At 73.9% G+C, this 23,952-nt stretch carries 23 protein-coding genes; 11 read left to right on the plus strand and 12 right to left on the minus strand.

Annotation, left to right across the window (positions count from 1 at the left end; translation table 11 throughout):
- Window positions 1–91: 91 nt before the first annotated feature.
- Window positions 92–826: a class I SAM-dependent methyltransferase gene (locus AB0C84_RS32650; RefSeq protein ID WP_361074030.1), complete on the plus strand. Its 735-nt coding sequence runs from the start codon at window positions 92–94 to the stop codon at window positions 824–826.
- Window positions 827–917: 91 nt separating this feature from the next.
- Here AB0C84_RS32650 and AB0C84_RS32655 read toward each other — a convergent pair whose 3' ends face one another.
- Window positions 918–2,543 (minus strand): acyl-CoA dehydrogenase family protein, encoded by a 1,626-nt coding sequence (locus AB0C84_RS32655; protein WP_361074032.1) that lies wholly within the window; start codon window positions 2,541–2,543, stop codon window positions 918–920.
- Window positions 2,544–2,711: 168 nt separating this feature from the next.
- Between AB0C84_RS32655 and AB0C84_RS32660 the strand changes: the two genes are divergently transcribed.
- Window positions 2,712–3,431, plus strand: a complete 720-nt coding sequence (locus tag AB0C84_RS32660) for a DUF1707 domain-containing protein (RefSeq protein WP_258939628.1) — start codon at window positions 2,712–2,714, stop codon at window positions 3,429–3,431.
- 8 nt (window positions 3,432–3,439) lie between these two features.
- Here AB0C84_RS32660 and AB0C84_RS32665 read toward each other — a convergent pair whose 3' ends face one another.
- The 6 genes from AB0C84_RS32665 to AB0C84_RS32690 form a co-directional block, all read right to left on the minus strand.
- Entirely contained in the window at window positions 3,440–3,655 is a 216-nt protein-coding gene (locus AB0C84_RS32665) for a hypothetical protein (RefSeq protein WP_258939629.1), read from the minus strand.
- 41 nt (window positions 3,656–3,696) lie between these two features.
- Window positions 3,697–4,431, minus strand: coding sequence for a sirohydrochlorin chelatase (locus AB0C84_RS32670; RefSeq protein WP_361074096.1), 735 nt, complete (start codon window positions 4,429–4,431; stop codon window positions 3,697–3,699).
- 8 nt (window positions 4,432–4,439) lie between these two features.
- A complete protein-coding gene (locus AB0C84_RS32675) occupies window positions 4,440–5,150 on the minus strand; it encodes a phosphoadenylyl-sulfate reductase (RefSeq protein ID WP_179836186.1) in 711 nt (236 codons plus the stop codon).
- Window positions 5,147–5,317 (minus strand): Insertion element protein, encoded by a 171-nt coding sequence (locus tag AB0C84_RS32680; protein WP_179847510.1) that lies wholly within the window; start codon window positions 5,315–5,317, stop codon window positions 5,147–5,149. Before AB0C84_RS32680 ends, AB0C84_RS32675 begins: the two co-directional genes overlap by 4 nt.
- 16 nt (window positions 5,318–5,333) lie before the next feature.
- Window positions 5,334–6,986 (minus strand): nitrite/sulfite reductase, encoded by a 1,653-nt coding sequence (locus AB0C84_RS32685; RefSeq protein WP_258939630.1) that lies wholly within the window; start codon window positions 6,984–6,986, stop codon window positions 5,334–5,336.
- A gap of 287 nt (window positions 6,987–7,273) precedes the next feature.
- Window positions 7,274–7,450, minus strand: a complete 177-nt coding sequence (locus tag AB0C84_RS32690; protein ID WP_361074035.1) for a hypothetical protein — start codon at window positions 7,448–7,450, stop codon at window positions 7,274–7,276.
- A gap of 245 nt (window positions 7,451–7,695) precedes the next feature.
- Between AB0C84_RS32690 and AB0C84_RS32695 the strand changes: the two genes are divergently transcribed.
- Genes AB0C84_RS32695 through AB0C84_RS32705 form a run of 3 tightly spaced genes read left to right on the plus strand, consistent with a single transcriptional unit; the run spans window position 7,696 to window position 10,586 of the window.
- Complete coding sequence (locus AB0C84_RS32695; RefSeq protein ID WP_258939632.1) at window positions 7,696–8,748, plus strand: YihY/virulence factor BrkB family protein; 1,053 nt, start codon at window positions 7,696–7,698, stop codon at window positions 8,746–8,748.
- A gap of 39 nt (window positions 8,749–8,787) precedes the next feature.
- On the plus strand, window positions 8,788–9,816 hold the full coding sequence (locus AB0C84_RS32700) for an aryldialkylphosphatase (RefSeq protein WP_361074038.1): 1,029 nt from the start codon (window positions 8,788–8,790) through the stop codon (window positions 9,814–9,816).
- A 35-nt stretch (window positions 9,817–9,851) separates the two neighbouring features.
- Window positions 9,852–10,586: a phosphoribosyltransferase family protein gene (locus tag AB0C84_RS32705; RefSeq protein ID WP_361074040.1), complete on the plus strand. Its 735-nt coding sequence runs from the start codon at window positions 9,852–9,854 to the stop codon at window positions 10,584–10,586.
- A gap of 290 nt (window positions 10,587–10,876) precedes the next feature.
- Here the strand turns inward: AB0C84_RS32705 and AB0C84_RS32710 are convergent, their stop codons facing one another.
- The 4 genes from AB0C84_RS32710 to AB0C84_RS32725 all read right to left on the minus strand — a co-directional run bounded on the left by AB0C84_RS32710 (window position 10,877) and on the right by AB0C84_RS32725 (window position 14,507).
- Complete coding sequence (locus AB0C84_RS32710) at window positions 10,877–11,173, minus strand: WhiB family transcriptional regulator (protein ID WP_075901375.1); 297 nt, start codon at window positions 11,171–11,173, stop codon at window positions 10,877–10,879.
- A gap of 186 nt (window positions 11,174–11,359) precedes the next feature.
- Window positions 11,360–12,274, minus strand: coding sequence for a sucrase ferredoxin (locus tag AB0C84_RS32715; RefSeq protein WP_258939635.1), 915 nt, complete (start codon window positions 12,272–12,274; stop codon window positions 11,360–11,362).
- A gap of 62 nt (window positions 12,275–12,336) precedes the next feature.
- Window positions 12,337–13,902 (minus strand): glycerol-3-phosphate dehydrogenase/oxidase, encoded by a 1,566-nt coding sequence (locus AB0C84_RS32720; protein WP_361074042.1) that lies wholly within the window; start codon window positions 13,900–13,902, stop codon window positions 12,337–12,339.
- Window positions 13,899–14,507 (minus strand): TetR/AcrR family transcriptional regulator, encoded by a 609-nt coding sequence (locus AB0C84_RS32725; RefSeq protein ID WP_361074044.1) that lies wholly within the window; start codon window positions 14,505–14,507, stop codon window positions 13,899–13,901. Before AB0C84_RS32725 ends, AB0C84_RS32720 begins: the two co-directional genes overlap by 4 nt.
- Window positions 14,508–14,571: 64 nt before the next feature.
- Here AB0C84_RS32725 and AB0C84_RS32730 point away from each other — a divergent pair, with 64 nt between their 5' ends.
- The 5 genes from AB0C84_RS32730 (at window position 14,572) to AB0C84_RS32750 (ending at window position 21,628) form a co-directional block, all read left to right on the plus strand.
- The gene (locus AB0C84_RS32730; RefSeq protein ID WP_361074098.1) at window positions 14,572–16,161 is read left to right on the plus strand and encodes an FAD-binding oxidoreductase; all 1,590 of its coding nucleotides are present in this window, start codon (window positions 14,572–14,574) and stop codon (window positions 16,159–16,161) included.
- 29 nt (window positions 16,162–16,190) lie between these two features.
- Window positions 16,191–17,093 carry a diacylglycerol kinase family protein gene (locus tag AB0C84_RS32735; protein ID WP_361074046.1) on the plus strand — a complete coding sequence of 301 codons (903 nt, stop codon included), beginning with the start codon at window positions 16,191–16,193 and terminating at the stop codon, window positions 17,091–17,093.
- A gap of 327 nt (window positions 17,094–17,420) precedes the next feature.
- A complete protein-coding gene (locus tag AB0C84_RS32740) occupies window positions 17,421–18,935 on the plus strand; it encodes a metallophosphoesterase (RefSeq protein WP_361074048.1) in 1,515 nt (504 codons plus the stop codon).
- A 156-nt stretch (window positions 18,936–19,091) separates the two neighbouring features.
- Window positions 19,092–19,586, plus strand: coding sequence for a DUF4234 domain-containing protein (locus AB0C84_RS32745; RefSeq protein WP_258939640.1), 495 nt, complete (start codon window positions 19,092–19,094; stop codon window positions 19,584–19,586).
- 353 nt (window positions 19,587–19,939) lie between these two features.
- On the plus strand, window positions 19,940–21,628 hold the full coding sequence (locus AB0C84_RS32750) for a bifunctional 3'-5' exonuclease/DNA polymerase (protein WP_361074050.1): 1,689 nt from the start codon (window positions 19,940–19,942) through the stop codon (window positions 21,626–21,628).
- A gap of 168 nt (window positions 21,629–21,796) precedes the next feature.
- Here AB0C84_RS32750 and AB0C84_RS32755 read toward each other — a convergent pair whose 3' ends face one another.
- On the minus strand, window positions 21,797–23,170 hold the full coding sequence (locus AB0C84_RS32755) for an MFS transporter (protein WP_361074052.1): 1,374 nt from the start codon (window positions 23,168–23,170) through the stop codon (window positions 21,797–21,799).
- Window positions 23,171–23,287: 117 nt separating this feature from the next.
- On the opposite strand from AB0C84_RS32755, the gene AB0C84_RS32760 reads away from it, so the two are divergent.
- Window positions 23,288–23,899, plus strand: coding sequence for a TetR/AcrR family transcriptional regulator (locus AB0C84_RS32760; RefSeq protein WP_361074054.1), 612 nt, complete (start codon window positions 23,288–23,290; stop codon window positions 23,897–23,899).
- Window positions 23,900–23,952: the final 53 nt, after the last annotated feature.

Genomic DNA, 23,952 nt, shown 5'->3' on the forward strand with positions numbered 1-23,952 from the left:
TCAGTCATTTCGCATATGTCGCCAACAGTCGGCGGTGGACCAGTGCGTCGTAGACGGCCCCCGAGTGGCCGGTTCGTGGCAGAGTGGCGGGATGCCTGGTGCTCGGTACGGGATGGACGCGCCCTACGGGTTCGGCTTCGTGGGCTTGGTCGTGCTGGGATTCTGGGTGACCGGGCTGGTGATGGCGGTCACCGCCGATCTGGCCGCCGCGCTGCCCGCGCTGGTCTCCGGCACCCTGCTGGCGGGATGCCTGGCCCTGAGCCTGCACGTCACGCTGCGCGGCAAGTTCCTGGTCTGGCGGGACGTGCTGGACGAGCTGGACCTGCGTGGCGACGAACGGCTGCTCGACCTCGGCTGCGGACGCGGCGCCGTCCTGTTGGCCGCCGCCCGGCACCTCCCGCAGGGCCGGGCGGTCGGCGTGGACCTGTGGCGCGGACGTGACCAGTCCGGCAACACCCCGGCGGCGACCCTGCGCAACGCCCGCGCCGAAGGCGTCGCCGACCGCGTCCACGTGCAGGGGGGTGACCTGCGCAGGCTCCCGTACGCGGAGGCGAGCTTCGACCTGGTCGTGTCCAGCCTGACGGTGCACACCATCTTCGGCGCGGACGCCCGCGCCCAGGCGATCACCGAGGCGTACCGGGTGCTGCGGCCGGGCGGCCGCCTGCTGATCGCCGACCTGGCGCGGACCCCCCGCGAGTACGCGGCGGTGCTGGCGCGGCTGGACGCCCAGGACATCCACGTGCGCGGCCTCGGCTGGCGCGCGTGGTGGGGCAGCCCATGGGTCCCGACCCGCCTGCTCACCGCCCGCAAACCAGCCTCCCCCTGAACAATGGAAGGACCACCCCTACCGTCATCGCGGTGTCGCGAGGCCGATTAATGGCTCACCTGAACCAAGGACACTGACCTCAGGCGAGAATTCAGCCGACCTTCGGGGTGGCGCGGTCGATGATGGGGGCGACGTCCAGGCTCGGTGGGAGGGTGCCGAAGGCGCCGCCCCCGTCGCCTGCCAGGCGGGTGGCGCAGAAGGCGTCGGCTACGGCCGGGTGGCCGTGTCTGACCAGCAGCGATGCCTGTAGGACTAGGGCCAGGTTTTCGGCTACTCGGCGGGCTCGGTACTCGATTGTGGACGTGTCGGCGAAGCTTTCCTTGGTCTCCTTGATGGCTGCGTCTAGGCGCTTGTCGGCTCCTTGGGCGAGGGTGACCTCGTCGAAGAATGCCTCTAGGGTTTGCGGTTCGCGTAGCGTTGCGCGTAGGAGATCGAGGGCCGCTACGTTGCCGGAGCCCTCCCAGATGGAGTTCAAGGGGGATTCGCGGAAGAGGCGGGGCATGCCGGACTCTTCTACGTAGCCGTTGCCGCCCAGGCATTCGAGGGCCTCGGCGGCGTGCGCGGGCCAGCGCTTGCAGATCCAGTATTTGCTGACGGCCAGGCCGAGGCGCTTGAAGGCGGTCTCGGACTCGTTGCCGCGCACCGAGCGGTCGGTGGCGCCCGCGAGGCGCAGCATCGTGGTCGTGGCGGCCTCCGACTCGATCGCGAGGTCCGCCAGGACGTTGCGCATCAGCGGCTGGTCGATCAGCGGGCGGCCGAACGCCGAGCGGTGCGCCGCGTGGTGCGCGGCGGTGGTGACGCCGAGCCGCATTCCGGACGCGGCGCCGATCACGCAGTCGAGGCGGGTCATGTTGACCATCTCGATGATGGTGCGGACGCCGCGGCCCTCGTCCCCGACCCGCCACGCGAGCGCCTCGTCGTACTCCACCTCGGAGGACGCGTTGGACCTGTTGCCGAGCTTGTCCTTCAGCCGCATCAGGCGCAGCGGGTTGAGGCCGCCGTCCGGCAGGACGCGGGGGACGAGGAAGCAGGTCAGGCCGCCGGGCGCCTGGGCGAGGGTGAGGAACACGTCGCACATCGGGGCGCTGGTGAACCACTTGTGGCCGACGAGCCGGTACGTCCCGTCCGGCTGGGGCGCGGCCGTGGTGGTGTTGGCGCGGACGTCCGAGCCGCCCTGCTTCTCGGTCATGGACATGCCGGCGAGGAGCGCGGTCTTGGTGAGCGGGGGCCGCAGCCCGAAGTCGTACTCCGGCCTGGCCAGGAGCGGCTCGTACTGGGCGGCCAGCTCCGGTGACTGCCGCAGGGCCGGGACGGCGGCGTAGGTCATCGAGACGGGGCAGCCGTGGCCCGCGTCGACGCGCCAGGTGTAGAACTTCGCGGCGCGGGCGACGTGGGCGCCCTCGCGTGTGTCGGTCCATGCCGAGCCGTGCAGGCCGTGCGTCACGGCGACGGTCATCAGCTCGTGCCACGCCGGGTGGAACTCGACCTCGTCGATCCGGTGCCCGCAGCGGTCGTGGGTGCGCAGGACGGGCGGGTGCTCGTTGGCGAGGCGTCCCCATTCCTGGGCCCGCTCGGTGCCGGCCAGGCGGCCGAGCTCGCGCACCTCGGCCTCGGCCCATCCGGCGCCCTCGCGGTGCAGCCCGTCCAGCAGGGCCGCCTCGTCGGACACGTCGTGCCCGGCGAGCGGGGGGACCTGGTTGAACACCTCGTGCGTCACGCGCTCTCCCAACGTTCATGCCGTCGACCCGCAGAATACAGAACGCGGTTCGGGCATCAGGTTGATCATGCTCGTGGGGTGGGAGGACGTCCATCCTCCTCAGGTGGTGTGGCGATCTCGTCCGCGCGGCGGATTGTCCGGCGCCGCCAGGGGCATACCGTCGGAATCATGAGTCAGTCCGGTCCGCATCCCGAGCGGCCCGCCCCGTGCCGCCCGCCAGAGCGGCGGCGGGACGCCGGCCCCGCCCCCGAGCCGGTCGACGTGACGACCGCGCCCGGCACCGGGCGGACGTCCGACACGGTGCGGGCGTCCGACGCCGAGCGCGAGGCCGTCGTCGAGCGGCTGCGGATCGCCTCGGTGGAGGGGCGGCTCACCTTCGAGGAGCTGACCGAGCGCACCGAGGCCGCCTACGCGGCCGTCGCGCGCGGCGACCTCGAACTCATCACCGCCGACCTGCCCGGCATGGGCGCGCCCGGCGCCAACCCCGCGCCCGCGCAGGTCAAGCGCAGGTTCAGCGCGGTCATGGGGGACTGCAAGGAGCGCATCGTCGGCCGCATCGACGGGCCGCTGGAGGCCGTGTCGGTGATGGGCGACGTCGAGCTCGACCTGCGCGGCGCCCAGGTCCCCACCGGCGAGGTGCACATCGCCGTGACCGCCGTGATGGGCGACGTCAAGATCATCGTCCCGGACGGCGTCAGCATCGTGCTGACCGGGCACAACTTCCTCGGCGACCGGCGGGTCGCGGTCCGCGACCCGCATCCCGGCGCCCGCGTCCCCGTCGTGCGCGTCACCGCGCACGCCGTGATGGGCGACATCAAGATCGTCGACGACGAGCACCACGGCCCGCTCCGCAACGCCCTCACCACCTGGTGGAAGGACCGCCGTTAGGGGCGGGGTCAGCGGGTGTCGTCGTGCGCTTCGGCCTCCTCGACGCCCTCCTCGTCGGGCGGCAGTGTGTCGGGGTGCTCGTGCCTCACGCCGGGGGTGCCGGTGCCGCTGGTCCGCTCCCCGCCCGGGACGGTGCGGCCGCGGGCGTCGGAGCGCTCGTTCACCGGGGCGAAGCGGCGGTCGTCGGTCTCTTCGGGCTCATGGCCGGTCTCCTCGCGCGTCATGGCCGTCCGCATACCCGGCGACCGGCGCCTCGAACGCCCGGTCAGACCGCGGTCGCCGCGCGGGCGGGCTCCAGGGCCTCGGCGTAGCGGCGGACGATCAGGTCGGCGACCTCCGGCGCCGCGCCGAGGGCGGGGGAGACCGCGGCGGCGCCCGCGGCCAGGGACTCCCGGCGGACCTTGTCGGCGAAGTGGCCCGGAGCGAGGATGTAGGAGGCCACCGCCACGCGCGGCGCCCCCGCGTCCAGCAGGGACCGCACCGCTTCGGCCGGCGCCGGGCGGGCCGCCGTCGCGTACGCCGGGACGACGTCCCGCCAGCCCCGCGCGCGCCACCGCCGCGCCAGCCGCGCGATCGTGGCGTTGGCGGACGCGTCGCTGGAGCCCGCCGAGGCGAGGACGACGGCCGTGTCCGGGTCGCCGGGCGCCACGCCCGCGTCGGCCAGGCGCCGCTCCAGGGCGTCCAGCAGCAGCGGGTGCGGGCCCAGCGTGCCCGCCGTGCGCAGGACGAGCCGCGGGTGCCGGCCGCGCACCCGGTTCAGCACACCCGGGATGTCGGTCTTGCTGTGGTAGGCCGCGGTGAGGAGCAGGGGCAGCACGACCGCCTCGTCCGCGCCGTCCCCGGCCAGGCCGTCCAGCACCCGGTCGGGGGCGGGCGGAGCGTGGTCCAGGAACGAGGCGTGCACGGGCACGTCCGGGCGGCGCGCCCGGACGGCGTCGAGCAGCGCGGCGACGGTCGCGGCGGCGCGGGGGTCCCTGCTGCCGTGCGCCACCGCGACCATGGGGGCGCTCACAGGTGGATGCCGCACTCGGTCTTGCCCATCCCGGCCCACCGGCCGCTGCGCGGGTCCTCGCCGGGCGCGACCGGGCGGGTGCACGGCGCGCAGCCGATCGACGGGTAGCCGTCGTAGTGCAGCGGGTTGACGAGCACCCCGTTGTCCTCGATGTAGTTGTCCATGTCCTCCTGGGACCAGCCGAGGATCGGGTTCACCTTGACCATGCCGCGCTTGCGGTCCCACTCGACGACCCGGCGGTCGCGGCGGCTCGCGGTCTCGTCCCGGCGGATGCCGCTGAACCAGGCCATGTAGCCCTCCAGCGCGCGGCCGAGCGGCTCCACCTTCCGCAGGTGGCAGCACAGGTCGGGGTTGCGGCCGTACAGGCGCGGGCCGAGCGCGGCCTCCTGCTCCTCCACCGTGCGGGACGGGGTGACGTCGATGACGTTCACCGGGTAGACGGCCTCGACGGCGTCGCGCGTCCCGACCGTCTCGGCGAAGTGGTAGCCGGTGTCGACGAACAGCACGTCGATGCCCGGCTTCACCTTCGACACGAGGTGGATCAGGGCCGCGTCCGACATGGAGGACGTGAGGCAGATGCGGTCGCCGAACGTGGCGACCGCCCACCGGATCACCTCCAGCGTGGGGGCGCCCTCCAGGGCGGCGGCGGCCGACTCGACGATGTCCTGAAGGTCGAGGGTGGGTCTGTCGGTCTCCAGCAGGGTCACCGGGGGACCTCCTTGCTCGCGGCGCGGGGAGCGCCGACACCGAGGAACTTCAGGCTGAAGGAACGCAGGCAGTCGGGGCAGAACCAGGCCCCGGGGTTCTCGTCCCGGGGTTCGAGGCTCTCCTCGCCGCAGTAGGGGCAGTGGAACGGCGCCATCCGCTCGCTCATGCGAGATCAGCCCCGTTCACTTGAGGTCCGCCTCGTCGGCGCGGTGCACCCACTCGGCGAAGGTCTCGCCGCCGGTGCGCTGCTCGTCGAACCGGCGCACGACGCGCTCGACGTAGTCGGTGAGCCCGGCCGAGGTGGTCTTGAGCCCGCGGACCTTCTTGCCGAACGACGCGCCGAGCCGCCCGCCGAGGTGGATCTGGAAGCCCTCGACCTGCTCGCCGTCGTCGTCCACGACGAGCTGGCCCTTCAGGCCGATGTCGGCGACCTGGATGCGGGCGCAGGCGTTCGGGCAGCCGTTGACGTTGATCGTCAGCGGCTGGTCGAAGTCGGGGAGCCGCTCCTCCAGCTCGTCGATCAGGTCCATCGCGCGCTGCTTGGTGTCGACGATGGCGAGCTTGCAGTACTCGATGCCCGTGCACGCCATCGTCTGGCGGCGGAACGTGGAAGGCCGGACCTGGAGGTCGTGCTCGGCCAGCGCGTCGGCGAGCGCCTCGGTCCGCTCCTGCGGGACGTCCAGGATGACCATCTTCTGCTCGTTGGTCGTGCGGACGCGGCCGGAGCCGTAGCGCTCGGCGAGATCGCCGATGACGCCGAGCAGCTCGCCGTCGACCCGCCCGACGCGGGGCGCGAACCCGACGTAGCAGGCGCCGTCCTTCTGCGGGTGGATCCCGACGTGGTCGCGGCGGGCGAGCGGCGCGGCGGGCTCGGGGCCGTCCGGCAGCGCGTACCCGAGGTACTCCTTCTCCAGCACCTCGCGGAACTTCGCGGCGCCCCAGTCCTTCACCAGGAACTTCAGCCGGGCGCGGCTGCGCAGCCGCCGGTAGCCGTAGTCGCGGAAGATGGAGGTGACGCCGTGCCACACCTCGCTGGTCTGCTCGGGCTTGACGAAAACGCCGAGGCTCTGCGCGAACATCGGGTTGGTGGACAGGCCGCCGCCGACGAACACCTGGTAGCCGGTCTCGCCCGCCTCGTTCACCACGCCCGTGAACGCGATGTCGTTGATCTCGTGGACGGTGCAGTGCGACGTGCAGCCCGACATCGCCGTCTTGAACTTGCGCGGCAGGTTGGAGAACTCGGGGGAGCCGATGAAGCGGTCGTGGATCTCGCGCAGGTCCGGCGTCGCGTCCACGACCTCGTCGGCCGCGATCCCGGCCAGCGGACAGCCGATGATCACCCGGGGGACGTCGCCGCACGCCTCCGTCGTGTGCAGCCCGACCGCCTCCAGCGCCTCCCAGATCGCGGGGACGTCCTCGATCCGCACCCAGTGCAGCTGGACGTTCTGGCGGTCGGTGATGTCGGCGGTGCCCCGCGCGTACCGGGTGGAGACGTCCGCGATGGTGCGCAGCTGCGGGCCGCTCAGCTGACCGCCGTCGATGCGCACCCGCATCATGAAGTAGCGGTCCTCGAGCTCCTCGTCCTCCAGCGCGCCGGTCCTGCCGCCGTCGATGCCGGGCTTGCGCTGGGTGTACAGGCCCATCCAGCGGAACCGGCCGCGCAGGTCGGACGGGTCGATCGAGTCGAAGCCGCTCTTGGAGTAGATGTCGATGATCCGGCGGCGGACGTTCAGGCCGTCGTCGTTCTTCTTGTTCTCTTCGTTCTTGTTGAGCGGTTCGCGGTAGCCGAGGGCCCACTGGCCCTCGCCCTTCTTGCGTTTGGTCGCGGGTGGCACGGCGCGCGTCCTCATCTGTGGTCGTGAGGGACGCGCGGCGCACCGGCGCTCTGAGGCAGCCGGCTCGACGCTGAGCGGGATGAAGTCAAAGGTGACGCCGATGCGCCACGCGCCCGGCTGTACAGGGGCGTGGTCGGAGCGTCACCTACAGATCGCGCTGCGGACGCGGAGGAAGTCGACGTGCCGGCGCTTGGCCAGCAACGGGTCCGCGGCAGTCATACCCGAACTGTGACATGCCGTCTCGCGGACTGTCCAGTGACGTCCGGCATGCGGACGCGTGAGATGCGTCATCCCTGCCGCCTCCAGTTCACCGGAGGCTCGGCCTTCCCGCCGGACGCGGAGTCCGCGCGCCGGCCGGCGGGGGCGTCCTCGGGGGCGGCGGGCGCGGGGTGGTGCTGGCAGTCGCACCAGGAGCCGCCACGGCACTCCTCGTGGTGGCGCTCTCGGCACGACTGGCAGATCATGTCTTCCATTGTCACCCATGGAGGCAAATGCCCGGTTCACCGGGCGATCGCGAGTGGATGATCATGGTCCGCGAAACGTTCTGTGCCGTCAGAGCGGGTATGGGCCAAGGGATGTGCACGGAACGGGCGGCGCGCCTGCGGAACCACCGGGCGGGGGAGGGGATCGGCACGCCACGCGCGGAGCGGACCAGTGAAGTGGGCGATGCGACATGTTCCGGGCGCGCGACCCTCTACGGTGGGGCGGTGTGACCACCGTCTCCGACGCAGCGGGCGCCTCCCGGGCTGGGGATACGCCCTCCGGAAAAGACCCGGAGGGCCCGCAGCGGCGCCTGCGCGACCGCCTGAACGCGCGCGTGCGCGCCGACGCGCGGGCCGCCGCGGGGATCGCCTGGACGCTGACCAAGGGCACCGCCATCGGCGGGTTCCGCTACCGGGTCACCGGGCTGGCGGCGGAGGCCGCGTTCTTCGCCCTGCTGTCGATGCCTCCCCTCGTCATCGGGCTCATCGGCACGATGGGCCACCTGCGCGGCCTGTTCGGCACGGAGACGATCGCCGAGGTGCGCGCCTGGGTGATCGAGCACTCCCAGACGGTGCTGACCGGCCCGACCGTCAAGACGGTCGTCGTCCCGCTCATCGACGACGTGATCAGGGGCGGCAGCCCCGACATCGTGTCGGTCAGCTTCCTGATCTCGCTGTGGGCGGGGTCGCGGGCGACGAACGTCTACGTCGACACGATCACGATCGCCTACGGGCTGTCGGGCGTGCGCGGCGTGATCCGCACCCGGCTGCGCGCGTTCGTGCTCTACCTCATCGGGCTGCTGACCCTGATCGTCGTGGTCCCGATGCTGGTGGCCGGGCCCGCGCTGGTCCGCCAGACCCTGCCGGAGAGCACCGAGGCCGTCCAGGCGCTGTACTGGCCGGTCGTGGTGAGCGTGTCGATCGTCTTCCTCTCGCTGCTGTACCACATGAGCGTCCCGGTGCGGACGTCCTGGTGGCGCCAGACGCCCGGCGCGGCGCTGGCGCTGCTGATCTGGATCGTTGGCAGCTTCGTCCTGCGCATCTACCTGGCCGGCTCGCTGAGCGGGGTGTCGGTGTACGGGTCGCTGGCCGCCGCGATCGCGCTGCTGGCCTGGCTGTACGTGGCGGCGCTCGCGGTGCTGATCGGGGCCGCGCTGAACGCCGAGATCGACCGCCTGTGGCCCAGCGGGGACACCGCCCGGATCCGCGCCGAGCTGGAGGCGCAGGCCGACCAGGTGCCGCGGGACCAGGGCGCGACGGGTAAAAACCACTCCGTTTGAGGTCCTGAAAAGGGCAAACATGTCGTAGCCTCGCGTGACATGACCCCCCGTGAGGAGACCGGCCGGCTCCGGACCGTGACCGGCACGATCGCGACGTCCGACATCACCGGGCCGGTGCTCTCCCACGAGCACCTCCAGCTGGACCTGCGCTGGCCGGCGCGCCCCCAGCTCGCCTCCTCCGACCCGAACCGGTGGCTGGACGAGGAGAAGGCCGTCCAGCGGGAGCTGAACGGCCTGCGCAAGGACCACGGCCTCGGCCTCGTCGTCGACCTCACCTGCTCGGGCATGGGCCGCAACGCCGCCGCCCTCGCCCGCATCAGCGCCGGCGCCCGGGTCGCGGTGGTCGCCGGGACGGGCGTGTTCACCGAGCCGTTCCACCCCGCCTACGTCCGCGAGGTCCTCGCCGCCGGGGCGGCCCCCGCGCCCCCCGGATTCGAGGCGGACCGCGACGAGGCCGGGTACTCGGGCCCGTCGGCGGTCGACCGGCTCGCGGAGCGCCTGCTCGCCGAGGTCGGCTTCGGCATGGACGGCACGAACTCGCTGCCCGGCGTCATCGGCGAGATCGGCACCTGGGGAGAGGCGCCGACCGAGACCGAGGAGCTGTGCCTGCGCGCCGCGGCCCAGGCGGGCCGCTACTCCGGCCTGTCGGTCGCGACCTACGGGCGCGCGGGCCTCGCCCAGCTGGAGATCCTCACCTCCGCCGGGCTGCCCCCCGGGCGCGTCGCGGTGGGGCAGCAGGACCGGGTGGACGACCCCGCCCAGCACCGCAAGATCGCCGAGTTGGGCGGCTACGTCTCGTTCGGCACGCTCGGCCTCGCGGGGGAGGACGCCTCCGCCGTCGGCGCCCGCGTCCGCCGGGTGCTGGACCTGCTGGAGGCCGGGCACGCCGACCGGGTGCTGCTGAGCACCGGGGTCGCCCGGATGGCCCAGGTCGGCCGCTACGGCGGCGCCGGATTCGGGTACCTGTTCGACACGTTCCTGCCCGCGCTGCGCGCCGCGGGCGCCGACGAGGCGACCCTCGGCGCGATCCTGCACGACAACCCTCTGCGGTGGCTCACCGGTTCCTGAGCGGGTAGGGGAACCCCTGGAAGGGGGTGCGTCCGATGCCCTGGAACCGTCCCGCAGGGCGAGGCGCCAGGCGGGCGGCGACCGTCCGGCTCCCCTACACCGACCGTTCCGAGGCGGGCCGGGTGCTGGCCGCCCGACTCGCCACGATGGGGCTGGACGGGGCCGTGGTCCTCGCGCTGCCGCGCGGAGGCGTCCCCGTCGGCTACGAGATCGCGCGGCACCTCGAAGCCCCGCTCGACGTGCTGGTGACCCGCAAGATCGGCTATCCGCCGCAGCCTGAGCTCGGCGTCGGCGCGATCGCCGAGGGCGGCGCCCCGGTGTTCGACGAGGGCCTGCTCGCCCGCCTCGGGCTCCGCGCGGACGACCTGGCCCCCACCGTGGAGGCCGAGCGCGCGGAACTGGACCGCCGGGTGGCGGCCTACCGGCACGGCCGGCCGCTGCCGCCGGTCGCCGGGAGGCCGGTGATCGTGGTGGACGACGGGCTCGCCACCGGCGGCACCGCCCGCGCGGCCGTGCGGGCGGTGCGCGGGCGCGGACCGTCCCGGCTGGTCCTCGCGGTGCCGGTGGGCGCCGCCGAGACCGTCCGGAGCCTGGAGGCGGAGGTGGACGACCTGGTGGTGCCGGTCGCGCCCTGGGACTTCCAGGCCGTGGGGCAGTGGTACCGCGACTTCGGGCAACTCGGCGACGCCGACGTGACGGCCTGGCTGGAGCGCGCCGGAAGGCCGGGCGGCGGGGCCGCGGACGGACCCGCGGAGCCGGGCCGGGCGTGATCGGCGGTGCCGGTCCGGACGCGAACCGCCGGATGCCGGGACTGAATGGTCCCCCGCGGATTTTCGGGAAATGGCCACATCGGCGGGGCCGGTGCGGTAAAAGGGCGGCCGGCCGAATGTCGTGGAACGATGTGACCGGGTCGCAACGCAGATGTGACGGAGAACCCGGGCCCGGTCGGGATGGACCGGGCCCGGGCAACGCAAACGGCCCCGCGGGGCGGGGCCGTGACGTTTTACAGGTGGCGTGCCGGGGTTCGCGATGGGAGCGTTTCGGCGATCTGTGCCTTCGTTCAGGCGGCGTTGGCGCGACGCATGCGGCGACGGCGCTCGGACGCGCGCTCGTCCTCGTTCAGGCCGCCCCAGGTGCCGTACTTCTCGGGCCGGGACACCGCGTAGTCCAGGCAGTCCGTACGGACCGGGCAGCCCATGCAGATCTGCTTGGCCTTGCGCTCGCGGATCTCGCGCTCGGGCTGGCGCTCGCCGTCGGGGCCGAAGAAGAGGACGAGGTCTTCCCCCCGGCACGCCGCGGCGTCCTGCCAGCCCCAGCTGGGACGAGGGAGGTTTGCCTGCCGACGTACCTGAGCCATGGAACACCCACCTTGATTGGTTTCGAACAAATTCGGGACATGGACGCTCGACGTACTTCGGATGACAAGAGTCAGAGAAGCGCCGAATGTTCCAACGTCTGGAGTTGCCGCTCTGTTCCCCGTCCGGTTACTCCGGAAACCTGGGGACGTGCGACAGGGAGACCCTCGAATGGGGCCTCAAGGAGATTACACGAGGGCCGCCTCGTTGAGAAGGGTGAGTTCCCTAACAACGTAGGTTCTCTGGTTCTCCCCGCAGTCGGTGCCGCACGGGTCGGGCTGCTGGACGGCCTCCACGACCACCCGGTAACGGCTCCGCCTCAGGAGAACAACCGCTTCGTGCCGGGTTGTTCCGGGGATTCCAGTGATCGACGCCACGGTCACGTCGTCCACCCCGAGCCGTCCCGTGTGCGCGCGGACGAAGTGCTCCGCGGCCTGCGCGGGCTCGGGCGCTCCCGCCCGCCCGCGCAGCCTGGGGAGGGCGACCTCGCCCCGCAGGTAGGCGTCCGCCGCCGCGTTCGCCTCCGCTTCGCCGAGGTCGCCGTACGAGAATCCGTGGGGAAGACATACCAAATTCGCCGCAAATCGGTCACCGCCGACATGGGTGGTTTCCCAGATCAGGCGGTCGAAACGCATTGCGAGGGAACGGGCCAGCGGAGCACCGGTGCGGGCGCAGCAGGCGTTGCGGCGCCCGTGCGTGCAGACCAGCAGGACCGGCTCGGCCGTCCGCTCGCCCAGGCCCGGGGACCGGCCCTTCGCGAGCGCGTCCAGGTCGAGCGCCGCCAGTTCGTCCGGATCGGCCAGCTCGCGCCCCTCGATCCAGACCTCGCCCTCACGGGAGGACACGGCGTAGACCTGGAACGGCGGGGTGGCGCGCCGGCGGCCCGGCCGGCGGATCAGCTGCGGACGGACGCCCGCCTTCTTCGCCGCCCGCACGGCCTCGCCGACCGGCGCCGGGTCGGCGAGGTCCTCGACGCGCTCGGGCCAGGGGCCCGGGTGCTCGATCAGCAGCCAGGCGCCCGCCTTCACGGTCGCGGTCGCCAGGCACGGCCGCTCGCCGGTGTGGCTCCCCGGGCAGTGTCCGCAGCTTCTGCCGCGCGTCACGCAGTCCCCCCGCCGATCTTCGTTCATCCCCGTCGAGCTGAAATCGATTAGGTAAGGGTAACCTAAGGCGCGACGGTCAAACCAGGCGGGGCGGCGAGCAGCGCTTCCGCCGCGGGCAGGGCGGCCTCCCGGTCGGCCGCCACGAGGCCGATCCGGGTGCGCCGGTCCAGGAGATCGCCCGCGTCGAGGGCGCCCTCGTGCAGCACGCCCCACGCCAGCTCCGCGCCGGTCACCGGCAGCCCGGCGACGACCGGCTCCAGCAGCCCCGCGTCCCGCCGCCCCAGGGCGGCCAGCAGCGGCGCCTCGGTGCCGTAGCGCTGGACGAGCCGGGTAGGCGCGTCCAGAGCGTCCAGCCGGCGGCGCGGAGCCGCGCCGACGAGAGGCAGCCGCGCGGTGCGGCAGGGGCCGGCGGGAAGCCCGCGGGCGCGCACGACCGCGTCCACGGCGTCCTCGGCCATGCGCCGGTAGGTGGTCAGCTTGCCGCCGACGATCGTCACGACGCCGTCCCGGGACGTCAGGACGGCGTGCCGGCGGGAGATGTCGGCGGTGTCGCCGCCGTGGTCGACGTCCAGCAGGGGCCGCAGGCCGGCGTACGCGCCGGCGACGTCGGCGCGCCGCACCGGGACGTCCAGCGCCGAGTCCAGGACGTCGAGCAGGAAGCCGATCTCGCCCTCGGTGGGCTCCGGCACGTCCGGGACGGGCCCGTCCGCGGGCTCGTCGGTGAGGCCGACGTAGACGCGGCCGTCGCCCTGCGGGAGCACGAGCACGAACCGGTTGCCCGCCCCCGGGATGGGGACGTGCATCGCGGCGGTGAGCCCGCGCAGCGCCTCGGCCCGCAGCACCAGGTGGGTGCCGCGGGACGGGCGCAGCCGCACCCCGTCCACGAGGCCGCCCGCCCACACCCCGGCGGCGTTCACCACCGCGCGCGCCCGCACGGTGGTCTCGCGGCCGGTGAGCTCGTCGCGGATCAGGGCGCCGTCGCCGGTCAGCTCGACCGCGCGGCAGCGGGTGAGGATCCGGGCGCCGTGCCCCGCGGCGGTCCGGGCGAGCGCGGTGACGAGGCGGGCGTCGTCGGCGAGCTGCCCGTCCCACGACAGCAGCCCGCCGCGCAGCCCGTGGGGCCGCAGGGCGGGCGCGAGCCGCAGCGTCTCGACCGCCGACAGCCGGCGGGGGCCCGGCAGGACCGAGCGCGGGGTGCGGGCGGCGAGCCGCAGCAGGTCCCCGGCGCGCATGCCGGCCGCGGCCAGCAGCGCCTGCGAGCGGGACACCAGCGGGGTCAGCGGCAGCACGAACGGGAGCGCCCGCACCAGGTGCGGGGCGGTGCGCAGCATCAGCGCGCCGCGCTCGACCGCGCTCTCGTGCGCGACGTCCACCTGCCCGGACGCCAGGTAGCGCAGCCCGCCGTGGATCAGCTTGGAGCTCCAGCGCGACGTGCCGAACGCCAGGTCGCGGGCGTCGACCGCGGCGACCGACAGGCCGCGGGAGGCGGCGTCCAGCGCGGCGCCCGCGCCGGTGGCGCCGAGGCCGACGACCAGCACGTCCACCACCTCGCCGGGCAGTGCGGCGAGCTCGCGCTCCCTGCGCGCGGCGTTGAGCGAGGTCCGCGGATCGGGTCCGGCTGCGTTCACGGTGCGAGCATCCTCTCCAGGATGTGGCGGAGTTCGGCGTCGAGGGCGTCCGCGTCGACCCCGGGCGGCCCCGCGTCGATCATGATCTGCGCGGAGAGCCCGAACGACTGGACGACCAGCAGGAGCGCGCGGGCCTGGCGCGCGGGGTCGCCCGCCCGGACGGTGCCGTCCCGCTGGCCGGCGGAGATCGCCTCCTCGAACCCGGCGAGGAAGGCCCGCTGGCTGGCGCCGCAGCGGTCCAGCAGGTAGGGCAGCAGCAGCTCCGGGTCGACCTCGATGATCTTGCGGAGCAGCGGGTGGGCGCGGAACGTCCGCACGCCGGTGACCAGGCCGTCCACCAGCCGGGGCCGGACGGGGCGGCCGTCGTCGAGGGGCCGCAGCGCGTCGCCGATCCCCGTCCACTCGCGGGTCATCAGGTCGGCGACGATGGTGCGGACGTCCGGCCAGCGCCGGTAGAGGGTCATCCGCGAGACGCCGGCCCGGCGCGCGATGTCGGTCAGCGTCGTGCGCCGCACCCCGACCGCGAGCACGCAGTCGCGGGCGGCGTCGAGCACGGTGTCGTCGGCGGTCCGCGCCGCCGGCCTGTTGTGACGATTCGACGTCATGTGTCACAGTGTAAGCCACCAGGAGGCCGGGGCGGCGAGGGAGGCGGGCGTGGAGACGCGCGACATGCTGTGGAGCGGCTGGGGCGACCCGGCGAAGGCGGCGCCGCTGCCCGAGCCGATGGTCGGCCTGCTGCGCGACCTGCTCGGCGTGCGGCCCGCCGAGGAGCCGCCGGCCGCGCTGACCGGCGTCCGGGTCGCCGAGCCCCGGCTGTCCGGGGACGACCTGGCCGCGCTCGCCGCCGCCGTGGGGGACGGGAACGTCCGCGTCGAGGCCGAGGCGCGGATCCGGCACACGCGCGGCAAGTCCACGCCCGACCTGCTGCGCATCCGGGCCGGTGACGCCGCCGACGCGCCGGACGCGGTCGTCCTGCCCGGCAACCACGACGAGGTGCTCGCCGTGCTGGAGGCGTGCGCCGGGCGGCGGATCGCCGTCGTCCCGTTCGGCGGCGGCACCTCGGTCGTCGGCGGGCTGGCGCCGGAGGGCGTGGACGCCTTCGTCGCCCTCGACCTGCGCCGCATGGACGGGCTCACCGAACTCGACGAGGTCTCCCGGACGGCCGTCCTGCAGCCCGGCCTGCGCGCCCCGGCGGCGGAGGCGCTCCTCAACGAGCGCGGCTACACGCTCGGGCACTTCCCGCAGTCCTACGAGTGGGCGTCGATCGGCGGGTTCGCGGCGGCGCGGTCGAGCGGGCAGGCGTCCGCCGGGTACGGGCGGTTCGACGACATGGTCGTGGGCCTCACCGTGGCCACCCCCGAGGGGACGCTCGATCTCGGGCGGGCGCCGAAGTCCGCCGCCGGGCCCGATCTGCGGCAGCTCGTCCTCGGCTCGGAGGGCGCGCTCGGCGTGATCACCTCTGTGCGGGTGCGGGTGCATGCCGTCCCGGCGGAGCGCGCGTACGAGGGCTGGCGGTTCGCCTCGTTCGACCAGGGCGCCGCCGCGCTGCGGCGCCTCGCCCAGGACGGCCCCCTCCCCGCGGTCCTGCGGCTGTCGGACGAGACCGAGACCATGGTCGGGCTGGCCGATCCGTCGGCCATCGGCGGCGGCTCCTCGGCGGCCGGAGCCCTGGCCGTCCTCGGCTTCGAGGGCGCCCCCGCCCACGTCGCCGACCGCCGGGCCGGGGCCGCGCGGGTGCTGCGCGAGGCCGGCGGCGAGCCGCTCGGCGCCGGGCCGGGGGAGAAGTGGGAGCACGGCCGCTTCAACGCCCCCTACCTGCGCGACTCCCTCCTGGACGTCGGCGCCTTCGTCGAGACGCTGGAGACCGCCGCCTTCTGGTCCGACGTTCCCGCGCTGTACGAGGCCGTCCGGCAGGCGCTGATCGGGACGCTGTCGGGCGCCGGGACGCCGCCGCTGGTGATGTGCCACATCTCGCACGTGTATCCGACCGGCGCGTCCCTCTACTTCACGGTCGTGTCCGCGCAGGGCGAGGACCCCGTCGAGCACTGGGCCGCCGCCAAGCGCGCGGCCTGCGACGCGATCGTCGCGGCGGGCGGGACGATCAGCCATCATCACGGGGTGGGCACCGACCACCGCGACTGGTACGCCCGGGAGATCGGGCCGCTCGGCGCCGCCGTGCTGCGCGCCGTGAAGGACCGGGTCGATCCCGCCGGGATCCTCAACCCGGGCGTCCTCGTCCCGCCCGCGGAAAGGAAGTGAGCTCCGTGGGCGGGGATGAAGTGGGCAGAGTGCGCGGGGATGAAGTGGGCAGGGTGCGCGCGTTCACCGCGATCGTCAACCCGGCGGCGGGCGGCGCGTCCGCCTCGTGCCTGACGCCGCTCGCCCGGCTGCTGCGCGACGCGGGCGCCGAGGTCGACGTCGAGTACAGCCGCGGGATGGAGCACGCCGCCGGCGCCGCCCGCGCCGCCGCCGACGCCGGGCGCGCGGTGCTCGGCGTCGGCGGGGACGGCCTGGTCGGCTGCGTCGGCGGGGCCCTGGCCGGGACGGACGCCCTCTTCGGGATCGTCCCCGCGGGCCGGGGCAACGACTTCGCGCGGCAGCTCGGCGTCCCGTCCGATCCGGAGCGGCTCGCCCCGCTGCTGCTGGAGGGCGAGCCCCGCGCCGTCGACACGATCGACGCCAACGGGACGGCCGTGCTGGGCAGCGTCTACGCGGGCGTGGACGCGGTCGCCAACGACAACGCCAACCGGACGCGGCTGCTGCGCGGCTCCGCCGCCTACTACGTCGGGGCGCTGCGCGCGATCGCCTCGTGGCGGCACGCCGACTACCTGATCACGGTGGACGGCGAGCGGCACCGGCGGGAGGGCTACACCGTCGTCGCCGCGAACTCCGGCTACTACGGGTTCGGCAAGCACATCGCCCCCGACGCGCGCGTGGACGACGGCCTGCTCGACGTCGTGCTGATCCGCAAGGCGCCGAGGACGCTGTTCTTCGCCGTCATGCGGGAGCTGGAGGCGGGGACGCACGTCCGGCGGCCCGAGGTGGAGGTCCTGCGCGGCCGAGAGGTGCGCATCGAGCTCGCCGAGGGGTCCGGCAGGACGCTCCCGTACGGCGCGGACGGGGAGCTGCCCGGGGTCCTCCCGGTCACCGCGCGGGTGATGCCGGGCGCGCTGCGCGTCCTGGCGCCCTGAGCCGCCCCGCCGAGGTTTTGCGGCGCGTTTAGGGCGGTTTACGCCCCCATTACGGCTCTCCGGATAGTGTCGGTTACGTCCCGCTACGGGACCTTGGGGCTGTCTGTGGAGGCATCATGGGAAGGCGACTGCACTGCTCGCCGTTCTGGGGGGACTCATGATGACCGCAGGCCCCCTCGTCGTGGTGGCGCCGGTGTCCTTGGGGGTGGCGCCGGCGCCAACCGCGGCTCCCTGACGAAGTGTCTGCTTCCTGGCGTCGTGTCGGCTTGACGGCGTGACCGCCTCCGGAAAGGCTGTGAGCAACCCCTCACCGCCCGGAGGCATTCTGTGTCCGCCGAGGTCCCCCCCGGACCCGACAACTCGCGCACCTCCGAGGAAGGCGCCGGCTGGGCCTGCGGCAAGCGGGGAAGCTTCTACGAGCTGCTCCCCGACCGCGTCCCCGACTTCTCCTGGCGCCGCCCCTCGGTGCTGTGGCGTTCGCGCAACGACGTGCTGGCGCGCCTGTTCGGCGACCCGGCGAACGCGATCCGCCGCCGCTGCGTGGCGTCCCTGCGCGAGCGCGGCACCCCCGCCGCGTTCACCGTCCACCGCCCCGAGCCGGAGTTCTCCTTCGCGCTGGTCGGCGACACCGGCGAGGGGGACCGGTCGCAGTACGCGGTGGTCCCGCCGCTGCTGCACGCGACCGAGGGCACCGACTTCATGGTCATCGCCAGCGACGTGATCTACCCGACCGGCGACGCGGCGGACTACCCCGGCAAGTTCTTCCGCCCCTACAAGGACTACCCCGCCCCGATCTACGCCGTGCCCGGCAACCACGACTGGTACGACGGGTTGCGGGGGTTCCTGCACGTCTTCTGCGGTCTGGACGAGAACTGCTCGCCGCCCCCGTGGCGCGGCCCGCTCGCGTTCATCCCGCGCCGCCTGTGGCGCCACTCCGGAGCCGTCGACGCCGAGGCGCTCGCCGAGGCCCGCCGGCTGTACCGCGGCGCGCCCGGCCAGCAGGGCGCGCAGCCCGGCCCGTACTGGGCGATCGACACCCCCGCGCTGCGCATCATCGGCATCGACACCGGGATCACCGGCCGGCTCGACCGCGACCAGGGCCGCTGGCTCCGGGAGGTGTCCGGGGGGCCGAAACCCAAACTGCTGGTGACCGGAAAACCGCTGTACGTGGACGACGACCACCGTCCCGGGCCGATCGAGGGCGGCGGGACGGTCGACGAGATCGTCCAGGACCCGGCGCACCACTACGTGGCCGCGATCGGCGGCGACATCCACAACTACCAGCGCTACCCGGTGAGGACCGGCGACGGCCGGACGATCCAGTACATCGTCTCGGGCGGCGGCGGCGCCTTCATGCACGCGACCCACATCATCCCGCGGACCCGGGTGGTGGACGAGGACGAGTTCCGCTGCTACCCGCTGCGCGGCGACTCCCTGTCGCGCTACAGCAAGCTGTACGGCCGGTGGCTGCGGCTCCCCGGGTTCTTCGAGCTCACCCCGGAGGAGGCCACCGCCGCCGTCGAGCACCGGCTCGGCATCAGGCCGGGACGCGGATACGACGGTCCGGCGGCGTCCCGCCGCGCGCGCTTCGTGGCCGCGCTCCTCGGCGTGCCGCGCAACGCCCGCGGCCGCCCCCGGTTCCTGCGGCTGCCCGTGCGCAGGCTGCCGCAGCGGTTCCGCTCGGAGCTGGCCGACTGGGACCGGCCGCCGTTCTTCAAGAACTTCCTGCGCCTGGACGTGACGGAGTCGCGGCTGCGCATCCGTTGCTTCGCGGCGACGGGCTGCGGCGACCACGAGACGTCACCGCCGTGCGAAGACGAGGTGACGATTCCGCTGCGCTAGCCGGTCGATCTGGAGAATTCGCCAGCAATGATCCGAATGTGGTCGATCTTGCCCCGCGGCGTGCCCCGCTGCCGTTACAGTCGTGGCTCACCACACGGGTGAACGGTAACGGACGGTCGGCCGGAAAACGACCGCGTCCTTCAGGAGAACTTCGCAATGAGTTACCCCCAGCAGGGTCAGGGCCAGCAACAGGCGTACCAGGGCGGCTACTCGCCCGCCCCCGCGCAGCACCAGGCGCCCGCCGCCGTCGGCACGGGCCTCAACATGAAGCGCCGCAACCCGGTCGGCGCATGGCTCGGACTGCCGATCATCACCTTCGGCATCTACGGGCTCGTCTGGTTCTTCAAGGTCCACGACGAGCTGCACCAGTACGACCGCCGCATCGACAACGCCGCCACCAACGCGCTGCTGTCCATGCTGTTCGGCGGCATCACCCTCGGCATCTGGCCCCTCGTCATGTGGGTCAAGCTCGGCGGGCGCATCGCCCAGGCGCAGCGCGCCGCCGGCCTCCAGCCGAGCTGCAGCGGCGGCATGGGCTTCCTGCTCGGCATCTTCGGCTTCGGCGTCCTGTACTACCAGCTCCAGCTGAACAAGGTCACCGACCGCTACGGCGACACCCCGGCAGGCCAGCAAGTTTCTCTGGCTGCGTAGTCCTGCATTTCTCTCCTCCTTCGGGCCTAGCGGCCCTGCTGTGTTCATGGCAGTGGCCTTCTCCTTCGGGCCCGGAGGCCCTCCATCGTCGGCAACTGCTGGCGATCGCTGGCATCGCTCCGACTCGCCTGGCGGCTCGCTTCGCGATCAGGTACTCGCAAGCTCGTACCTGCCTTCGGACGCGATCGCATGGGTGAGGTCGTTGCCGGCTGAGCTTCAAACGCTGTGTTGAGCAGCGGGCCGCGGCCCTGGCCTGCTGGATCGATGTGCTGGACCCCTCCGCGACTTCGTCGCGGAGGGGTCTTCGCTTTTGTGGGGGCTGGACTGTCGGTGGGCGGGGACAGAATGGGGGCGTGAGGATCGCGGTCGCCGCTGGTGGCGGGCTTGGGGGGTCGCTGCAGGCGGTGGGGGAGGACGGGGCGCCCGCGGGGGGCGTCGAGGAGGTCCCCGACCTGGTCTCGGCCATCGCCCTGCGGGAGCGTGACTCCGCGCCGCGCTGGGTGTGGCCGTCCACCGCTCGGCTCTACCCGCGGCTGCTGGCGGCGGGGGTGCGGGTGTCGCGCTGCCATGACCTCGAACTCGTCGAGAGCCTGCTGCTCGGCCATGCCGGACGGTACGGGGAGCCGCGCTCGGTCGCGGCGGCGTGGGCGCGGCTGCGCGGCGAGCCCGTCCCGGCCGACCCGCCGCCGCCCCGGGAGGACGCGGCGCAGCCGTCGCTGTTCGACGACGACGCCGGGCGGGAGGCGTCCGCCGACGACCTCGGCCAGATCGCCGCGGTGCACGCCGAGCAGCAGCGGGCCGTCGCCGGGCTCGGCGGGTTCGCGCTGCTCGCGGCCGCGGAGTCGGCCGGAGCGCTGGTGGCCGCCGAGATGGCGCACGACGGGCTGCCCTGGTCGGCGGCCGAGCACGACGCGCTGCTCACCGAGCTGCTCGGGCCGCGCCCCACGGGCGGCCTGCGGCCCCGCAGGCTCCAGGACCTCGCCGACCGCGTCAGCGCGGCGTTCGGGCCGCGCGTGCACGTCAACCCCGACTCCCCGGCGCAGATCATCCGGGCCTTCGCCTCGGCGGGGCTGCCGATCCCGTCCACCCGGGCGCACGTCCTCAGGCAGCTCGACCACCCCGCCGTCCCCCTGCTGCTGGAGTACAAGGAGCTGGCGCGGCTGCACGCCGCGCACGGCTGGACGTGGCTCGACACGTGGGTGAGCGGCGGCCGGTTCCGTCCCGAGTACGTCGTCGGCGGCGTGGTGTCGGGACGGTGGGCGACGAGCGGCGGCGGGGCCCTGCAGATCCCGCGCGTGCTGCGCAAGGCCGTCGTCGCCGACCCCGGATGGGCTTTGGTCGTCGCCGACGCGGCGCAGCTCGAACCCCGGGTGCTGGCGGCGCTCGCGGGCGACCGCGCGTTCTCGGAGGCCGCCGCGCACGGCGACCTCTACGCCGCCCTGTCCGACGCCTTCCACGACGACCCCGACGGGAAGCGGACCGCCCGCGACAAGGCCAAGATCGCCCTGCTCTCCGCCATGTACGGGGGAGGGACGGCGGACGCGGTGCAGCTCCTCGCCGTCCTGAAGAGCCGGTTCCCGCAGGCGTTCGAGTACGTGGAGGCCGCCGCGCGGGCGGGGGAGCGCGGGCTGCTCGTGCGGTCCCGCCTCGGGCGCACGTGCCCGCCGCCGTCGGCGGGGTGGCGGGAGCTGACGTCGGCGGGCGACGACGACGCCCCCGGGCCCCGGGGCGGCACGGCGGCCCAGGCGCTGCGCGGACGGGGCCGCTTCACCCGCAACTTCGTCGTCCAGGCCACCGCCGCCGACTGGGCGCTCGCGCTCCTGGCCTCCCTGCGCCGCCGCCTCACCGCGCTCGGCCCGCCCCGCCTGGTGTTCTTCCAGCACGACGAGGTCATCGTGCACAGCCCCGCCGAACTGGCCGAGGAGGTAGCCGGAGCGGTGCGCGCCGCAGCACTGGAGGCGCGCGCCCTGCTGTTCGGCGACACCCCCGTCGTCTTCCCGATGGAGATCGCGATCGTAGACCGCTACGCCGACGCCAAGTGACCCGCCGCCGCTGGCCCAGCCCGCGCAGCAACCAAGCAACAACCTCAATGGTCGCGATCGCGTCCGAAGGCAGATTCGAGCGAAGCAAGAATCTGATCGCGCAGCGAGCCGCAAGGCGAGCCGGAGCGATGCCAGCGATCGCCAGCAGTGCTCGACGATAGAGGGCCTTCAAGGCCCGAGGGAGGAGAGCACTGCAATAAACACAGCGCTGATGGTGCAGAAGAGGTACACCGCGGTGTAGTCGCCGAGGGCGGCGTTCTCCGGGAGCAGCGCGGCGAGGACGGCTATGCCGAGCACGCCGCCTAGCTGCCTGGCCGTGGTGTTGAGTCCGGTGGCGCCGGCGAACCGCGACGGCCCGGCCGACAGCGCGGCGGCCGTGGCGGTGCCCGTGCTGATCATCCCCATCCCCGTTCCGGCCAGGAGGCCGAGCGGGAGCCAGAACGTCGCGTAGTGCGGCTCGGCCGGCAGGGCCGCGACGGCCCAGGCCCCGGACGCGGCAATGATCAGCGCGCCGCCCGACACGGCGGGACGGACGCCGAAGCGGGAGGCGAGGCGGCCCGCCGCGACCGCCGCCGCGGTGGCGGTGAACGCGCCGGGCGTCGAGGCGAACCCCGCCTTCAGGATCGAGTAGTGCCACTCGCCCGTCAGGTAGAGCACGCCGGCGAGCAGCCACGCGTACAGAGCCGTCCCGTACAGGAACGAGGCGGCGTTCGCGGCGGCGAACCGGCGGTTGCGCCAAAGCGAGATCTCCAGCGCGGGGACCGGGTGCCGCGCCGACCGCCACAGCGCCAGGGCGAAGAGGGCGGCGCCGCCGAGCAGCAGCCCGAGCGTCCGGGCGTCCGTCCAGGCCCAGTCCCTGCTCTGCGTCACGCCGAGCGCGACGCCGCCGACCCCGGCGGCGAGCAGCAGCGTCCCGGCGAGGTCGGGCAGCCGCCCCGCGCCGCCCGCGGCCCTCGGCAGGCGCCGCCCGCCGAGCAGCATCGCGAGCCCGATCGGCACGTTGATGAGGAACAGGGACCGCCAGCCGGACAGGTCGACCAGCACCCCGCCGAGGCCGGGGCCGATCGCGGCGGCGAGCGCGCCCGCCGCGCTCCACAGCCCGATGCTGCGGGCGCGGCGCTCGGGGGGCGTGTCGTGCAGCAGCAGCGCGAGCGACGCCGGGATCAGCGCCGCCGCCGCGGCGCCCTGCGCGGCGCGCGTCGCCAGCAGGACGGGCAGGTTCGGCGCGACCGCGCACGCCAGCGACGCCAGCGTGAAAAGCCCGGTGCCCCACAGGTACAGCGACCGCCGGCCGACCAGGTCGGCGACCCGCCCGGCGGGGGCGAGCAGCGCCGCGAACAGCACCGCGTACAGGGTGATCACCCAGGTCAGCCCGGACAGCGTGCTGCCCGGGAAGTCGGCGTGCAGGTCGGCGACGGCCAGGTTGGCGGCGGTGGCGTCGAGCATGGCCAGGAACGTCGCCCCGGCGGCGAGCCAGGGGACGTACCGGCGCGCCGCGGCCGTTCGCGGCGGCGCCGTGCCGGTCTGCGTCTCGGTGGTCATCGGCAGGCCTCTCCAGAAAAAATAAAACCGAACGGTCGTACACTCTTCTGGCGAGACGGCCCGCGTCAAGGGGTCCGGCGCATTGACTTTGAACGAACGGTCGTGCAGATTGATTCCATGAGCACCGACGGACGGCTGGTCAAGGGGGAGCAGACGCGCGGCACGATCCTGCGCCGCGCCGCCGACATCGCGTCGGCCGACGGCCTGGAGGGCCTGTCGATCGGCCGGCTCGCCACCGAGCTGCGGATCAGCAAGAGCGGCGTGTTCACCCACTTCGGGTCCAAGGAGGAGCTCCAGCTGGCGACCGTTCGCATGGCGGGCGAGGTGTTCCGGACGCACGTGGTCGAGCCCGCGCTCGCCGTCCCCGAGGGGATCGGCCGCGTCCGCGCGCTCCTGGACGCCTGGCAGCGCTACCAGCGCGAGCCCGTCTTCCCCGGCGGATGCTTCTTCCACTCCGCGATGGCCGAGTTCGACGCCCGACCCGGCCGCGTCCGCGACGCGATCGCCGCCTCGCAGCGCGACTGGAGCGCCTTCGTCGAGCGCTGCCTGCGCGAGGCGCGCGACCTAGGCGAGATCGAGGCGGCGGCCGACGTCGCCCAGCTCGCCTTCGAGATCGACGCCCTGTGCCGCACGGGCGCGGCGCAGGCGCTGCTCCGCGACGACCCGTCCCTCTACGACCGCGCCGCCCGCGCCGTGGACGCGCGGCTGGCCGCCGTCACCCCCGCCTGAGCCGGAGGTCCCGCGCGCGAAAGCCGAAGGCGCGGCGAGGCGACCGCCTCACC

Source organism: Actinomadura sp. NPDC048955 (assembly GCF_040649435.1).
In the GTDB taxonomy this organism is placed as follows: domain Bacteria; phylum Actinomycetota; class Actinomycetes; order Streptosporangiales; family Streptosporangiaceae; genus Spirillospora; species Spirillospora luteofluorescens.

Coding starts and splice junctions, on each gene's coding strand:
- AB0C84_RS32670 (WP_361074096.1), bottom strand. CDS start 4,431: ATGGTCGCGGTGGCGCACGGCAGCAGGGACCCCCGCGCCGCCGCGACC.
- AB0C84_RS32680 (WP_179847510.1), bottom strand. CDS start 5,317: ATGAGCGAGCGGATGGCGCCGTTCCACTGCCCCTACTGCGGCGAGGAG.
- AB0C84_RS32665 (WP_258939629.1), bottom strand. CDS start 3,655: ATGACGCGCGAGGAGACCGGCCATGAGCCCGAAGAGACCGACGACCGC.
- AB0C84_RS32690 (WP_361074035.1), bottom strand. CDS start 7,450: ATGATCTGCCAGTCGTGCCGAGAGCGCCACCACGAGGAGTGCCGTGGC.
- AB0C84_RS32660 (WP_258939628.1), top strand. CDS start 2,712: ATGAGTCAGTCCGGTCCGCATCCCGAGCGGCCCGCCCCGTGCCGCCCG.
- AB0C84_RS32725 (WP_361074044.1), bottom strand. CDS start 14,507: ATGACGTCGAATCGTCACAACAGGCCGGCGGCGCGGACCGCCGACGAC.
- AB0C84_RS32730 (WP_361074098.1), top strand. CDS start 14,572: ATGCTGTGGAGCGGCTGGGGCGACCCGGCGAAGGCGGCGCCGCTGCCC.
- AB0C84_RS32650 (WP_361074030.1), top strand. CDS start 92: ATGCCTGGTGCTCGGTACGGGATGGACGCGCCCTACGGGTTCGGCTTC.
- AB0C84_RS32700 (WP_361074038.1), top strand. CDS start 8,788: ATGACCCCCCGTGAGGAGACCGGCCGGCTCCGGACCGTGACCGGCACG.
- AB0C84_RS32755 (WP_361074052.1), bottom strand. CDS start 23,170: ATGACCACCGAGACGCAGACCGGCACGGCGCCGCCGCGAACGGCCGCG.
- AB0C84_RS32760 (WP_361074054.1), top strand. CDS start 23,288: ATGAGCACCGACGGACGGCTGGTCAAGGGGGAGCAGACGCGCGGCACG.
- AB0C84_RS32705 (WP_361074040.1), top strand. CDS start 9,852: ATGCCCTGGAACCGTCCCGCAGGGCGAGGCGCCAGGCGGGCGGCGACC.
- AB0C84_RS32745 (WP_258939640.1), top strand. CDS start 19,092: ATGAGTTACCCCCAGCAGGGTCAGGGCCAGCAACAGGCGTACCAGGGC.
- AB0C84_RS32710 (WP_075901375.1), bottom strand. CDS start 11,173: ATGGCTCAGGTACGTCGGCAGGCAAACCTCCCTCGTCCCAGCTGGGGC.